General features: G+C 40.4%; 5 protein-coding genes. 2 read left to right on the top strand and 3 right to left on the bottom strand.

Features of this window, described 5'->3' with window-relative positions:
- Window positions 1-46 precede the first annotated feature (46 nt).
- The 3 genes from FXW07_RS02625 to FXW07_RS02615 all read right to left on the bottom strand — a co-directional run bounded on the left by FXW07_RS02625 (window position 47) and on the right by FXW07_RS02615 (window position 13,277).
- Entirely contained in the window at window positions 47-1,948 is a 1,902-nt protein-coding gene (locus FXW07_RS02625) for a NosD domain-containing protein (RefSeq protein WP_229393638.1), read from the bottom strand.
- A 409-nt stretch (window positions 1,949-2,357) separates the two neighbouring features.
- On the bottom strand, window positions 2,358-8,237 hold the full coding sequence (gene cobN / locus FXW07_RS02620; RefSeq protein ID WP_229393637.1) for a cobaltochelatase subunit CobN: 5,880 nt from the start codon (window positions 8,235-8,237) through the stop codon (window positions 2,358-2,360).
- Window positions 8,238-8,909: 672 nt separating this feature from the next.
- Window positions 8,910-13,277 (bottom strand): cobaltochelatase subunit CobN, encoded by a 4,368-nt coding sequence (locus tag FXW07_RS02615; RefSeq protein ID WP_229393636.1) that lies wholly within the window; start codon window positions 13,275-13,277, stop codon window positions 8,910-8,912.
- A 1,129-nt stretch (window positions 13,278-14,406) separates the two neighbouring features.
- Between FXW07_RS02615 and FXW07_RS02610 the strand changes: the two genes are divergently transcribed.
- Both FXW07_RS02610 and FXW07_RS02605 read left to right on the top strand, forming a co-directional pair.
- Complete coding sequence (locus FXW07_RS02610; RefSeq protein WP_229393634.1) at window positions 14,407-15,102, top strand: energy-coupling factor ABC transporter permease; 696 nt, start codon at window positions 14,407-14,409, stop codon at window positions 15,100-15,102.
- On the top strand, window positions 15,099-15,434 hold the full coding sequence (locus FXW07_RS02605; RefSeq protein WP_229393633.1) for an energy-coupling factor ABC transporter substrate-binding protein: 336 nt from the start codon (window positions 15,099-15,101) through the stop codon (window positions 15,432-15,434). The genes FXW07_RS02610 and FXW07_RS02605 overlap by 4 nt, the downstream gene beginning before the upstream one ends.
- Window positions 15,435-16,400 lie beyond the last annotated feature (966 nt).

Here is a 16,400-nt window from a genome sequence, read left to right as displayed (position 1 = left end):
ACAGGCTTTTTTCCTCTTTCTTTATCCAGGCTTACCTGCTTTTCTCTCACTTCTTCCCATCCTCATTTTCGGTTTTTTCTAAAGGCTTCTCGAATACAAGGGGGAGATAGTCATAGTTCGTTTCCGTTACATTGTACGGCAGGTCCGCAATCATGTCTCCATCCTCATCCGAAGCTGTTTCTGAAAAACCATCTCCTTCCGGAGAAGCCCAGAAGTTCCCACCCAGGTAAGGTCCTCCGACGATATTTTCACCTTCGGTTTTTGAAATATTCCAGATATTTGTCCCGTAGTCTTCGGCATTTTTGCTGTTATTCAAATAGTTGTTATATATGGTGTTGTAACTCGAATTTGTCCCATCGGTCCAGTTCAGGTTAAGAGATATGCCGGCGTCATTTCCCAAAATACTGTTTCCTGAAATTGTATTGTTGCCACAGCCCTCTGTAAATAATCCATAAGAGCTGGCTGTGATAGTATTATTGCTCAAAGTATTTTTCTCACTGGCCCCGTACAGGTAGATTCCTTCATAGGCCCCGGAAAGATTATTTCCTTCAAGAGTATTATTACAGCTTTCATCCCCAAGGTCTATGCAGCACCAGCTGCTCGAAGTAACTGTGTTTTCTCTGAGGATATTGTCTCTGCTGATGTCACAGAGCCAGATACCTGCCATATTGTTCGAAGCATTATTCTCCTCTACAAAGCAGTTACTGCAGTTGCTTAAGATGAAAGCATCACCTTCATTCGAATTGACCTCATTGCCTCTGAGAGTTACTACCGAACATTTTCCGAGGTAAACTCCGTGTTCATTGTTTGAAATATTGTTTCCTTCAAGCAGTGAGTTTTGAGTATTGTACAGGTAAACTCCAAAACTGTTGTTTTTCAGGACCAGGTCTTTTAGGGTAATGTTTTTGCAATTAATGCAATAGACAACTCCTGCATTTGAGTCGGAATCAAGAGTCCGGTTAGAAACCCCTACAAGGTAGTATATCGATTTTCCATCTACAGTGTTGCTGGTATCTATTGTGTTATTCATCTCTCCAGTGTAGTGATAGGTATAGGCTCCGAAATTTCTGTTGTTGCCAGACATTGTGTTATTTTTAAGCACATTGAAGCTTGAGTCGAGATAAATCCCCCATTTATTTGAGTTTGCAAGATTTCCTTCCAGAGTGCTTCCATTTGAGTTTCCGAGGTATATGCCATACATTTCATTTGAGTTTGCGGTGTTATTTTCGAGCAGGCTTTCTCCAGAACCGGTAAGGTAGATCCCGTAAAAGTTGTTTGAGGTTTCTGAGTCAATAACACGGCAGCCGGAAGAGTTTTCCATGTAAATGCCAATTGCTCCCTTAAATGCGCAATTATTTTGGAGAGTATTGTTTTCGGATGCGTTCAAATAGAAACCGTAATGACGATTAGAATCTGCCCTGTTGTTTTTTATTGAGTTTTGTTCCGAGCTTTCAAGCCAGATTCCATTATCACTGTTAGATAAACAGTTGTTTTCCAGAGAGTTCTTACATGAATTTCTCAGTACAATATTTCTCCAGTTTCCTGAAAAATAGTTGTTGCTGATATTGTTTTCTGAAACTCCGTCAAGATAAATTCCATATGCTGAATCTGCTCCTTTCAAAGTAAATCCACTGATATTTACGGAATCAGAAACCACATGGAATACAGGGCGCTTGGGGTCCAGAGCAGTGATTACGGTTTTATCGGGGCGTGGATTCCTGGCGATTATATCAAGGGATTTATTTACAAGTACATTTTCACTGTAATTTCCTTCCCTGACAAGGATGACATCCCCTTCAGCAGCGGCATTTATGGCTTCCTGCAGGCTTCCGTATTCTCCCGTACCTCCCCCTTCATTCACGCAGAGAGTAGCTGCGGACGCAGAGCTTGATACCAGGATTAACAATACAAAAACGGCAGTTAATACGAGTATTCTCTTCTTTTTCAAGAGTTATCATCTTCCTATAGAAATTCAGATTGGTTTCCGCTCATGAGTTCTAGAAGGAAGTCGGGAGAGGCTTTCTACTCGGCACATCTGAGGTTTGAACAAATTTCGAGGATAAAGAAGTAAAAGTCTATTTGCCGAGCAATTCATCACAGTCTGCACCCAGCTAATCCTAAAAAATGATATTTAATGGATATACTAGCGGATTTAAAAAAGAATTTAAATATTATTATTTAGATCTGATTATTTGGGTAACAAACGTTATCCTTTCCTGTAAGGTTCTACTATTTCCTGAGTTATACTTGTGCATCCCACAGCAAGTTACGGGTTATATGGCTGAAATAAACAGGGGTTGTTCCCCCGGAAAAAAATACGGCGCTTTATTAGTTTGCGCCGCTTTTCAAATACAAAATTAAAACTTCTTTTTCTTGAATCCCAGATAGATTCCACCCACGGCAGCTACCACGAAAATAATTCCGAAAACGTCAGAACCCGAAAAAGAAAAATTTCCCTTTTCTGCGTCTTCGGTGACTTCCTTCTGCATCTCATAGCCTTCCACATAATCGGAATCTGCGGAATTCTGAATCTCAGGAGCAGCTTCTGGAGAATCCACACCATATCCTGTATCTGAAGCCTGAGAACTCTGATTGCTATATGATTCCTCGGAACTCGTGCTCATTGTTTGGTTGCTGGTTGTGCTGGTTTCTGAAACTACGGTAGCTTTTCCAGTATCATGATCATGAGAACTGCTGCTACTACTGTCGCTGCTACTGCTCTCATTGGATTGCTGTGAAGATTCACTTGATGTTGCCTTTTCTATTTCCTCGGTGAAACCAGGCACAGAGACCAAACCTGCAACATAGCTATTTAAAGTTGGATTTCCACAGGTATGATGACAGCAGGCGACTCCGTCTTCGACCACGGACTCTGCATATTCGGTAGCCAGGCTTTCAATTACCTCATCCGAAGCTTCCCAGTTGCCCTGGCGAGCGGTTTCCAGCATCCTGGCGGTCATAGACTGGTATGCATAGGGATTGCTCTCTTTGAGTTCACTGCTGAGTTCGGAGTCAGCGATATAGGTTTCATACACCTGGGTCCAGACATCATCACTGATAAGGTCAGGATTAGTGTCTTCCCAGCCCCAGAGGTTTTCGACAAATTCTGATAACTGGCTCACACCTTCAAAACCACTTTCCAGCATTCCCTCTATATATTTCGGGTTCAGGCTGCGAGTGATTATTTCCCTCGTAAGATACTCACTCAAGGTTTCTATTTCTTCAGAGCCCGAATTTTGAAGATTCATTATATAAGAGTCGGGGTAGACTCCTGAAACTGAGGAAACTGCAAGGTTAAGACCTCCCAGGTATTCAAAGGCATCACTATTATCCAGGACACCGTAGGTACTTGAACTGCGGCTCAGAACAGTAGTCCCCACATCCTCAAGGTTATTCTTAAAGATCTCCGTGTTGTTAACAGAACTGCTATCAACCTGAAACTGAGAAAGAATTTCAGCTACACTTTCTCCCCAAACATATTCACCATAAACATAACTCATCCTGTTTATGTAGAGTTCAGCAAGCTCACTAGTGCTGGAATTGCTCGCAGAAACAACATTTGCCAGTCCGGTCCCATAAGTCCCATCCTCAGGTCCGAAAACCCGCAAAAGAGCCACGGTCATTGAGGCTGTCTCATTCTGGACGGACTCGTTAAGGACAAGGAATAGATCATTTGTATTCTCCCGGACATAATTCGTATTTTCTTCCGGATCATAGGATATATATTTGGGAGCAGGCCTTTCCTCGTCTTCTCCATACTGATTATCAGGGTCATTATAAGCAAGGTAAACTGCCTTATCGATCAGCTCGACCTTATGAGGGAAAGTATCCCTGTAAAGCCCCGAAATCTGTACAAGCACGTCAATACGCGGCCTGCCCAGTTCGGAAGAATTTATCAGTTCAACATCTATGACCTCTTCCCCATCATCATCCCAGACTGGCTTAACCCCAAGCAGATAGAAGATCTCAGCTTCCGTTACACCCTCGTTCCGGGTAGATTCTCCAGCCCAGAGAACTAAACCGATTTTCTTTGGATACTGGCCTTCGTGCTCGGCCTGGTACGCCTCGATTGTCTGGTTAGCCATTTCCTTACCTAGTTCCCATGACTGCTTTGTGGGAAGAAGCTGCTCATCGAAGGCATAGAAGTTCCTTCCTGATGGAAGCGTATCCGGCCTGAGTATGGGGTCTCCACCAATATTCGGCTCTATGTATTTACCGTCCAGAGCCTTAAGAACCTGCTGAATTTCATTTTTACTTTCTCCGAGTTTTTCTGCGTATTCCTGAGCTGTAGTAAGAGAATTATTAACTTCCTCGGAACTGTTCCCAAGAACCTGCTGCTGGGCGTCTGCAATGCTCACATTCTGCAGCAAGACAAGATCCAGAAGGTCAAGAGAAGCATTTTCGGAATTATTGGAAGCGGCTACCTCTTCGGCAAACTCGTCTCCCAGCATCGCATATACCATCTGTGTAAGGTTTTCTCCCTCTGGAGCAGTCCCCAGTATATGGAGCCCATAGGGCATGGAAGTGGTCTTAAGATCCTCCAGGGTATCTTCAAGCTCATCGAGGAATTCTTCTTCCGTATCCTCACTCTCGGAGAGATTTACATTTACAAAGCCATCCAGATTGAGTTCCTTTGTAAGATTAACTATTTCCTGCATACGGAGTTCTTTCAATTCCGATTCACTGGGCAGAGTCTGGTACTGGGAAATCTTGCTGCTTAATTCAGTGTAATTCCCATAACTTTCCGAGAGCACCACAGGCGGAATCAGGTGATCTATAATCACTGCATTTCCCCTGCGCTGGGCCTGCATTCCTTCTCCCATACCGTCCATGATATAGGGGTAGATTACCGGAATGTCCCCGTTAATAATTGCAGGCCACTCATCACTGAAAAGGCAAAACTCCTTTCCGGGGAGCCATTCCACGGTCCCGTGACGGCCCATATTTACAATTGCATCTGCTCCGTACTCATTCTGGAGCCAGAGATAGAATGCAATGTACTGATGAGTAGGAGGTAGATCTCCGTCATGGTAGAGGATTTCATTGTCCGAAAGCCATCCTCTTGTTGGCTGAGGTGCAAGGATTACATTGTCACTGACCTCAATCTTCGGAATTACAAGGAATTTGTCTCCTGAATCATCTTCGTAAACCATTATTTCCCCGGGAGCAGGTCCCCACGTTTCAATAACTTCTTCTTTACAGGTTTCAGGCAGGGCCTCAAACCATTCAAGATAGGTAGATTCGGGAATTAATTCTACTTCCCCGGACTCAACAAGCCTTTCGAGTTCTCCCGGAGCCCAGGTCCCTATATTCGTACCCTGCTTTAACATCAAGTCCGTTAATTCAGTTTCATTCGGAATAGAAGACCTGTCAACATCATATCCTGCATCTGCCATTCCCTCAAGAAGGTTGTTGATACTCGGGATAACTTCAAGATAAGAAGCTCCTATGCTGTCATTTCCGCAACCGTGGCTGTAATAGAGAATTGCAACTTTTTTGTCGGATTCGTTCTTTCCGGAAAGCTCGGTCTGAGCAACCGCTCTGTCAACGAGCCAGTCCACCTGACCTTCAACAGGGACATACGTTTCAGTATTTGTTTCAGGATCTACCTCATTAGAAGCGATCATTATCGGGTCGATCCAGCCCCAGGTTTCGGGCCTGTAGAGTCTTATCATATAAGTGCTTGTCAGAGGGTCACTGACATTCTGCCACTCGGTAAGGTTCATGTAACCATTGAGGACACAGTTGATAACCGGAACTCCCAGCTCTTCAACATTAAAGTACTGGCTACGATAGGTAGTCGAAACTATAAGATCTACTTTTGTGGAATTGCTGTAATTGAGGAATTTGTCAACGTATTCTTTGCTGGACCCATAACATGCGATAACATTCACGTTTCTTGACTCAAACTCCTCTATGAGTGCATCGATAGGCTGCATGTTCGCAGGATAATAGGAGAGGTAGAATAGTATCCCTACCGTGGGAGCGTTCTCATTGAAAGAATGCTCACTTTCATTCCTGTTGCTGTACCATTCAAAGTATTCGCTCGCATTGGACGTGAAGTAGGAACTGTTAGCCATACCCGGGTGATAAATAGCACTTTCGGCCCCTTCCGGAGCTGAGACCTGAAGATCGTCCCGGTCATAGAACGTCTGGGCCAGATAGAAAATCAGGTTATCAAAATTTGAGTCATCTGTGGCTCCGTATACCCAGTATTCCTGGAGATAGTCTTTGAAATCGCTTACATTAGTAAAAGAAGAAGGTAGGGAAGTGTTGTCTATGCTGTCAGGCAAATAAGTGTTATAACCTATGACAACAGCTCCGTTTGCTATTGCTTCGTTGACAGTATCTTCAAGTTTGCTGGCGCTATCAGTAAACATGTTAATATAAATTAGATCCATGCCGCTGAGGTCAACGTTTTCTCCGCTTGTGGTAGGTAGGTAATAGGAAACACTCATGTTAAGGGAAGAGTTGTCGTTAATTCTCTCTGCTAAAGCATTTAATTTGAGGTCATAATTTGAGTATCCCGTAATTATGGCAATATTGAGATGGGAAGCATTACCGGAGTGTGAAGAATCCGAACTCTTAGTCAGAGAACCAGATGTCTTTTTTAAAAGTACCAGATCTGTTCCGGCTTTGCTATCTCCGGTTTTACTTATTGTCCTGCCGGAGATGGTAGTTCTGTTCAGATAGCCAAGGACCTCTTCGGAATCTATACTCTCATTACTTCTCATTGTGAAAGTGATATTTACAGGCTGACCGTCTTCAACATTGAATTCACTCTCATTAGTAAGCCACATCCCACCCATAGAAGAACTATATACTACAGCAGAAAGCCTGTATTCTCCGTCTGAAATATCTGAGAAAAGGTATTCTCCATTCTCATCGCTGGTAGTGTTGGTGACGAATTCTCCAGCCTGAGTGAGAAGAACAAGGTCAGTTCCGGCTTTGTTATCTCCTGTCTTGCTTATTGTCTTACCCGAAACGATAGTCCTGTTCAAATATCCCAGTATTTCTCCGTAATCGATACTTTCATCGCTTCTCATGCTGAAGGTGACATTTACAGGCTGTCCGTCTTCAATGCTTACTTCGCTCTCATTGGTAAGCCACATCCCACCCATAGAAGAACTATATATGACAGCAGAAAGCTTGTATTCTCCATTTGGAATGTCTGATAAGATATATTCTCCGTTCTCATTACTTGTAGTGTTGGCAACGAATTCTCCAGCCTGAGTTGTAAGGACTAAATCTGTTCCAGCTTTGTTTTCTCCTGTTTTGCTTATTGTTTTACCAGAGATAGTGGTCCTGTTCAGATAACCAAGGATCTCTTCGGAATCTATACTCTCATCACTTCTCATCGTAAAAGTGATATTTACAGGCTGACCATCTTCAATATCGAATTCACTTTCATTGGTAAGCCACATCCCACCCATAGAAGAGCTGTATACTGCAGCCATGAGCCTGTATTCCCCATTTGGAACGTCTGAGAAAATATAGTCTCCATTCTCATCACTGGTAGTGTTGGAAACGAATTCAAACAGATATTCCGATGTAGAGTTCTGACTTTCTTCTGAGTCTTGAGCTTCGGTATCATTTTGATCCGAAATATCAGGATCTGAGGAATTAGAATCTGAAGAATTAGAATCTGAAGAATTAGAATCTGAAGAATTAGAGTCTGAAGAATCAGAGTCTGAAGAATTAGAATCTGAAGAATTAGAATCTGAAGAACCAGAGATAATTGGAAGTTCTACAAATCCAGAGCCGGATTTGTTCTTGAGTAAAATAACAGTACTCATTTTCGGATATTCAAGTTTCATAACATAAGAAATCCCAGAAACAGAGAAACCAGCATCCGAAGATTCAGAAATAGAAGAATTATTCAGTATATTCTGCACCCAGTAAGGGTCAATATTGTTGCTGCTGTTTATGAGTAAGTTCTGGTCAATCAGATCTGCACTATTTATCGTAATGTTTAGCGATGCAGTGTACCATTTACTTTTCTCATCAGAATAATTAGTTGCAACAAGAGTATAGTTGCCATCAGGAATATTTTTAAATATATAATATCCGCTCTCGTCACAGGTTGTATTTGCAACCAGCTCATAAAGTGTATCTTCATCTTTATCTTCAGATGCTTGAGCAGTCGAAACCAGTACAAGAAGTATCAAAAAAATTAATCCGTAAATTTTAATTTTTTTACTCAAAGGAGATGTTCTTTTATTCAACTTTTTTATCATAAACTCTTCTCCAGTAAATTTAACTTCCAGCTCTGTTAGAATATCAGAGCATAATCTTGAAACTGAATGCTGTTTTCAAGGGTACTTTTCAAAGAATAGCTTAAACTTTATATAACAAATTTGGAAAATCGGATTTAATAACAAAAAATCTCATTTTATACAAATAAAGTAAAATTTACTTATCAACACTGAAGGATATATCCTTCAATGAGTGATTCTGAAAGACGTTTTAGAGAACATAGGAAATATATCAGGTAATTTAAGCTCAAGTTTACTTTATTTATATAAAAACCTGTGATTTTAGATAATAATCATTAGTTAAAAAGATAAGAATAAATAAAGAAGTATAAGATTACATTATAAAATTATGATTATTTAGTCCAAATAAGTTTGAAAAATGGGCTACATACTGAAAAACCGGCTGAAAAATACCGGAAGCCAGGAAAACTCATTTTTGAAACCCATCGTAGCAGAGAACCAGAGTTATAGCATGAAATTAATTCAGAGACGAACTAAGATAGTAGGCTGACAGGTTAAAAAGGAAGAGAACAAAAAGGAAGAGAACAAAAAGGAAGAGAACAAAAAGGAAGAGAACAAAAAGGAAGAGAGCAAAAAGGAGGAAAATGAGAAGAAAAGAGCATAAAATGAAAGCTCTCTTCTTTCATGAAGTATTTACATCTTCTTTTTACGGAATCCCAGATAAACTCCACCCACTGCTGCCACCACGACGATAACTCCAAAAATATCAGCACCAGAGAAGGACATACCTCCACTTTCTTTTTCTTCAGCTGACTCTTTCTGCATTTCATAGCCTTCCACATAATCTGAATCTGCGGATTTTCCAATTTCAGAAACAGGTTTGGAAGTATCCATGCCGTATCCTGTATCTGAACCCTTAGCAGTCTGATTATTAGTAGATTCACCAGCGCTTGCGGTCTGGTTGCTGGTTGTGCTGGTTTCTGAAACTACGGTAGCTTTTCCAGTGTCATGATCATGACCACTACTGCTGCTACTGCTGCTCTCAATGGACTGCTCTGAAGATTCCGTTGCTTCCTGCATCAACTTCTTGTATTCATTTGCAGTCTCCTCGTCAACAACACCTGGAACGGACATTACACCCTGTACATATTCATCAAGCAGGGCATTTCCACAGGTATGGTGGCAGCATGTGACACCATCTTCGGCCACAGATTCCACGTATTCCTTAACAAGGCTTTGTGTAACCTCGTCGGAGGCATCCCAGTAGCCTGTGCGAATAGAATCTAATGCTGTAGCAGCCATTGACTGGTAAGCATATGGGTTTGTAGATTTAAGGAACTCAGTAACACCGGTATTATATTTATCCATGAAATATGTGTCATACATCTCATTCCATGTATCATCGGTAACAAGGTCCGGGTTTGTTACGTCCCACACACGCATGACCTCAAATACTGAGTCCATATATCTCGTACCGTCAAATCCGTTCCCCATCATTCCTTCTATCCAGTTTGGATTCAGGTAACGTGAACGAAGGTCCTTACTAAGGAACTCGTTAAGGGTTTCAATTTCTGCTGAACTGCTAAGGTCGTTAATATACATGTCAGGTGTAGCACCGCTAACACTTTCAATTGCCATGCTCAAGCCACCAAAATAGGCAGCTACCATCGAGTGGTCAAGCACACCATAAAGATTCGAAGTCCTGCTAAAAATTGCAGTATCAACATCTGCAAGGTTCAGTTCTAATACATCAGAGTAATGTTCTCCCCATATATCCTGACCATAGACATATCCCATCCTGTCAATATAGAGACCTGCGATCTCGTCCGCATCTTCCCATGTATCACTGGTGATAGCTTCCTGAATGCCTGGTGTATACCCTCCGGGCGGCGGACAGAATATCTTTGAAACTGATAGGTTGTATGCAAGTGACTCACTGTATCCTTTTGCAATAAGGCTCTGGTATGTTGCATTGGAATGTTCTCTTACATAGTTGGGATATGTATCGTTATCTGCTGCAGCCGCCATCTTGATAGCCTGGTCTATAAGTTCTATCTTGCTTGGATATACATCCCGGTAGAGCCCCGAAGTAGTTACCATCACATCAATCCTTGGCCTTCCAAGTTCCTTAGAATCTATGAGCTTTAAGCCTGTAACCCTGTCCTTTTCATCATACTCAGGTTCGACTCCCAGAAGCTGGAATATCTCGGATTCCATAACACCCTGGTTTCTTGTAGTTTCCACAGACCACAGCAGAAAAGCTATCTTTTCAGGGTACTGGCCGTCCTCTTCAAGTTTTAGCTTCAGCGTCTCTTCTGCGAGCTGTGACCCTACATTCCATGCTGCTTTTGTCGGGATGAGCCTGTCATCGAATGTGTAGAGATTCCTGCCAGTTGGCAAAGCATCTGGATTCCTGATAGGGTCTCCGGATGGGCCTGGAGTGATATATGTGCCTTCAAGTGCATCAAGTATCTTTGTAATTTCACAGTCACACTGCTTTATCCTTTCAAGATATTCTAATGACAGGTCAAGGTCGTTTCCAAGTTCTGTAGAGTTCCGACCAAGCACCATTATTTGTGCATCATATGGAGATGTTCCATTCAATATGGTCTCATTCAAAAGTGATATTGAAAGTTCCTCGCTCCCTCCAAGTGCCTCGACATGTTCTACATACTCATTCCCTAGCATACTTTTTATGAGCATAACAAGGCTTTCTCCCTCAGGAACTTCTCCAAGTACGTGAGAACCATAAGGCATGTAAGATGTCTTCAGTTCGGAAAGGTAATCTGCAAGTTTGTCAATGAAAGCATCCGTAAGGTTTGTGTCACCTGCAATTGAATCAACGTCAACATTCAGATCATTATCGAGGCTGAGGTTTCTGGTCTGGTTAATTATATCCTGCCTGTAATTCTCTTTCACCGCGCTGTCAGAAGTCTGTTTAAATAATGTTATTTCCTGTTGCAGGTTGGAAAGGTTACCATAAAGGCCTGAAGGCACTATAGTAGGTGTCATGAAATCAATGATGAGCATGTTTGCTCTCCTTCTATCAAATACACCTTCAGCATCCATTGGGAGAACATGGACATGAGGCATGTCTTCAAGCAAAAGTGCTCCCCAGTCCTTTGAAGAAAGACCACATTCTTTTCCGGGCATTAGTTCCACGCTTGAGAATATAGTAAACAGTGCATCTGCCTTGTATTCCCTGGACATATACTTATAGAAAGCAAAGCACTGATGGGTGGGTGGATACGATGCATTGTTATACAATGCTTTCTCACTTGAAGACCATCCGTGTTGAGGGTCGGGTGCAAGAATGATGTTACCAAACTGAAGCACAGGTACGACCAGATATTTGCCTGTGGAATTTTCATAGACCATAATGTCACCTGGTGCCTCTCCCCACATAGATGTCATTTCATTTTGTTTCTCCTGAGGGAGTTCTTCAAACCATTCCATGTACTGTGATTCGGGTATGAGTATCACACTGCCGTTTTCAACACATTTTTCAAGTTCTCCGGGAGCCCAGTTGCCGATATTATGCCCTCTTTCCACCATCAGTGTCGCAATTTCGGTAGCATTTGGAAGCGGGGCAGTACCAACATCATATCCACGTTCTTTCATAGCTTCAAGCAGTTTTGCCAGGCTTGCCTGTGCATCAAGGTAGTAGTCGATATCTGCCCCCACATTAGCTTTACCACCTTCAGGGCTATAGTAAGGAATTACGATCTTCTTCTCGGAGTTCGCTTTTTCATGCAATTTGGCCCATGCTATTGCCCTGTCAACAAGCCAGTCCACCTGGTAGTCTATTGGCATATTGTATTCGATTCCGGTTGCTTCGTCTATGGCTTTACCACTAATGACTATAGGCTCAATTATCCCATCAAGTTCCGCATATGCTACCTGGTACTGCTGGTCAGCTGGCACTCCAATGGTACTATTCTCCCACTCTTCGACACTTACTCCCGAGAACAGGCGGATTCCGTTCAGGACTGTAATGTTCAGTGTCTGTAGGTCAGTAATTCCCTGCTCATTATCAGAATAGTTCAGGCGTGAGCCACGGGAGATTACAATTGCAGTATCTGCAATAGACTGATTATCCAGCATCAGGTAGCTCATTGACTGATTGTCTTTGTAAGCATAAGTTGAAACAATCGCATTGCATCCTCTTTCTTCTATCTCCTTGACTAGCGGGTCAAGAAGAGGCATGTCTCTTTCCACATATTTATAACTGTCAATTATTACAGCAATCGTAGGGTTTTCTGGCTTGTATATACCGGTTGAATTGTACCATTCCAGATAATCAGTGAGGTTTTCATATATCTGAGGTGCAGAAGGATTATAGATACCATATATTGGCCTTTCTACAGGAGCCTCGATAGAATAATTCAACCCGAAGAACGTAGCTCCGATAAAAGTATTGAAACGATAGAAATTTACTTCTGATACATACTGTAGATACTGATCAATGTCTGAATACTCCGGAGAGGACGTATTTACGTTATGAAGCCCGTATGCTTCTAAAGTATCACCAAGTGAAATAACATATGCACCATTTGTTTTGGCATTGTTTACTGTAGGTATAATATTTTCAATTACATAGGAATCCAAATTTGATAGGACAACCATGTCCTTATCACTAAGGTCAAAACTTAGATCTGAATATGAAGTCCCAAGGTAGACACTTATATTCATTTGTGAACTTATTTCTGGATATCTTGCCACTTTTTCCATAAAAGTGACATCATAAGGTCTCGATAACACGTAAGCTATTTCTGGTTTTGTGCTTACGACCTGAGAATCAGAAGATTCGTTAATAGATGTATTTTCATCACCCAAAACTCCTGTAGTTGTTAATCCTAATGTATCGTTAGTACTGTCATTGGTACTGTCATTGGTACTGTCATCGGCACTCTCATTGGTACCGTAATCGATTCTGTCATCGGCACTGCCATTGGTACCGTAATCGATGCTGTCATCGGCACCATCATTGGTACTATCATTGGTACTGTCAGTAGTGTTTATTTCCTGTCCATCTGCCGATACAATGTTTGTTAATAACAACAATAGAACTAAAGTTAATGACACTATGTATCTATTCAATGTGACATCTCCAGAAAATGTATAATAAACCCTGGTACAGCCCGGAAGGAGAATATAACCAGAATGATGGGTTCACAATGCAGATTTAATAGGACTTACGCACTTGAGGAACAAAATCAATTACAGCAAAGACTGTGAATTAAAGTTACGTTTTAGGCAGTTGACTGTCTGGTGCTGTTGATTCTTCAGTTCAACTGCGCAAGTCCTATTTAATTTGAAATTAATTTTATTTTGGAACTTATGCCAAAACAAAATTCAAGTTTTAAAATTGAACTTGAAAGTTCTCGATTTTTACCTTTAATTCAAACCCAGAATCTTCTGAAACCTATGAACAGCCGATTCTGTATTATATCTTTAATATCTGGAGCATTTAGGGGGATAAAACGCATAAAATAGGGTTTTTGGCTCATAATTATTAGCTATTCAGGTAAAACAGTAGATCTATACCATATTTAAACAAAAAATAATTTGAATTATGTTTAAGTTAAAAAACAAGCCATAAATAAATATGAATTCTAAAAGTGAGCTTGAAAATGAAAAAAAGAAAAAAGGCGCGTGTTAGTTTGCGCCGCTTTTCAAAATACAAACTTCAAAACTTCTTATTCCGGAATCCCGGGTAAGTTTCACCAATGCAAATAACATCCTAAAAAATAGGTTCAAGCAATCAAAATAGCAGTTGAACTAATACAGTTTAATTAAAAAATCAATCGTCTCAAGCCTTTTAATGTTCAAAGTGTAAATTAAAATCATAAAGTTTAACATTATTTTACGTACTTGATTTTGTACTTTATATCATTAGTCCTGTATTCAACAAAACTGGATTACATAATAGAAAAAAGCAGGGAAATTTTTTGAATCTCTAAATAATATTAATTCAAGTTATCTTGTTTTGCTCTAATTTTCTATCATCTTGAAATCATTCTTACATTTTAATTAATCTTAGGGGCGTTCACGCTCTTGTTTTTCCATTACCGTAACTTATATATATAAAACAACGCAATTTAACTTGTCTTAACTTCAATAATATTTACTTGTGTGACTTTTCATGTTTAAGTGACTATTATTATATTTACTGTTTAATGGTGATCCAATGCATATAATGGAAGGATTTTTACCTGCTATTTGGTGTATAGTTTGGTTTGCAATATCAATACCAGTTGTTGCATTAGGTGTTTACAAACTAAATAAGTTAGTGAAAGAAAAACGTGAAATTTTACCTTTGCTTGCCGTCGCAGGTGCATTTGTTTTCGTACTTTCTTCACTGAAAATGCCTTCGGTTACCGGAAGCTGTTCTCACCCTACAGGAACAGGCATAGGTGCGATCATGTTTGGGCCTGCTATTACTGCAGTTCTCTCAACAATTGTGCTTATCTATCAAGCTCTCTTCCTGGCACATGGCGGGCTGACCACCCTTGGAGCCAATGTATTCTCCATGGGCATTGTGGGTCCTGTCGTGGCTTATTATGTGTATAAAGCAGGCATGAAAGCCAATCTTAATTTATATCTTGTCGTATTTCTCGCTGCAGCCTTTGGGGACTGGGCTACTTATGTAACTACCTCTGTAGAACTTGCCCTGGCTTTTCCGGCAGCTTCCGGCGGATTCCTTGCTTCATTTACTAAGTTTGCGACTATTTTTGCAGTGACTCAGGTGCCCCTTGCAATCATGGAAGGTGCCGTAAGTGCCTTGCTCTTCAAGTATGTTGTTAATGTCAAAAGTGATATCCTCGTGGAAATGAAAATTATTGAAGATAAAGTTGTGAAAAAGTTGAGGGGGACTTCTGCATGAGCAGAAAGCTGGAAATTATAGTACTTGCCATTTTCCTGATCTTTGCGGCGCAGTTCATTTATATGTCTTCAACTACGGATGCTGAGTACGGAGGAGCTGACGGGCAAGCCGAAAACGCAATTAATGATATTACTGGAGGGACCTATAAACCAATTGCAGAACCTATTTGGGAACCTCCAAGCGGGGAAATCGAAAGCCTCCTTTTCGGTCTTCAAGCAGCCATAGGTGCAGGAATTCTCGGATACTTCTTTGGTTATTACAGGGCTAAGAACAACTATGAAAAAAAAATCGAGTTCAAAACCGGAAGTGAACCTGAAAAGCAATCTCTATAAAAACATCTTCTGTACATTTTAAAAACATTTTCTGTACATTTTAAAAACATCTTCTGTACATTTTTCTTTGCCATATTCTTTTTCCTTCCTTCAACGAAGGAAAGTTTTTCCCTTCCAGTTTTCAATATTCAGTTAATGGGCTTGAGTTATTGAAAACTGCAAGCAAAAGAATTTCTATTTTTCTCAAATTCGGGAGATTTACTATTTTTTCGGAATTGATCAATAATTTCCGGACACAAACCAAACATTTTTGATCTATTTTAATTTTTAACGTATTTTGTCAACTTTGGCAAAACCTCGTATGTAATAATTGCCTCAAGCGGATTGTGATTATACGCAACTCCACAGCTCAATAAGTCTTTTGTTTCCAAATAGATACAGCTTCATCCATCTTCAGTTACGTGAAGAATCGTGATAAATTGCGTCCGTTTCACAGCATTTATCTAATGTTTTTACAAGTTGTGAGATAGAACGAGGTATCGATTTCATGCAAACAGGCTAAAATTTAAGTCTGACTTCTAATGCAAAGTCGATAGCTTTCAGGCAAGAGTATTCCTTAACCGATGGCCAATTGATACATCTTTGCCTTTGTAATTTTGAGTTTTCCTGCGGAGTATTTGCATATAGTTTTCCAAACAGATTTCTGAAACTCTTTTTCCCCAGTCCTGATTTCTGCAAAAATTGATTATATATAAAAGTTTTTGTTTAGGGGAGTAGGAATGGAACTTTTATGTAAATTTGGCAGAAAAACAAATTTAATTGTATTCTCTATTTTTTCGTTTAGTTATTATTTCGCATGTATGTGTTTTTCAGATATCGTCATACTCATTGATAATTCATTATTACTTGTTTTCATCAGATAATTAATTTTCTGAATTCCTCATAAATTTGTATTATATTGTGAGAATTTGTAATAATGAGATTTTGATATTTATTGAAAATTCGAATTTTTCGTTGCACTAAAAG

The sequence above is a fragment of the Methanosarcina sp. DH1 genome (genome assembly GCF_020804205.1).
Lineage (GTDB): Archaea > Halobacteriota > Methanosarcinia > Methanosarcinales > Methanosarcinaceae > Methanosarcina > Methanosarcina vacuolata.
The sequence above is the reverse complement of the archived record's forward strand: the minus strand, read 5'-3'. Positions and strand labels throughout refer to the sequence as shown.

Bases quoted from the DNA above. Each gene is read 5' to 3' on its own strand.
- FXW07_RS02610 (WP_229393634.1), top strand. From the start codon at position 14,407: ATGCATATAATGGAAGGATTTTTACCTGCTATTTGGTGTATAGTTTGG.
- cobN (WP_229393637.1), bottom strand. From the start codon at position 8,237: ATGATAAAAAAGTTGAATAAAAGAACATCTCCTTTGAGTAAAAAAATT.
- FXW07_RS02605 (WP_229393633.1), top strand. From the start codon at position 15,099: ATGAGCAGAAAGCTGGAAATTATAGTACTTGCCATTTTCCTGATCTTT.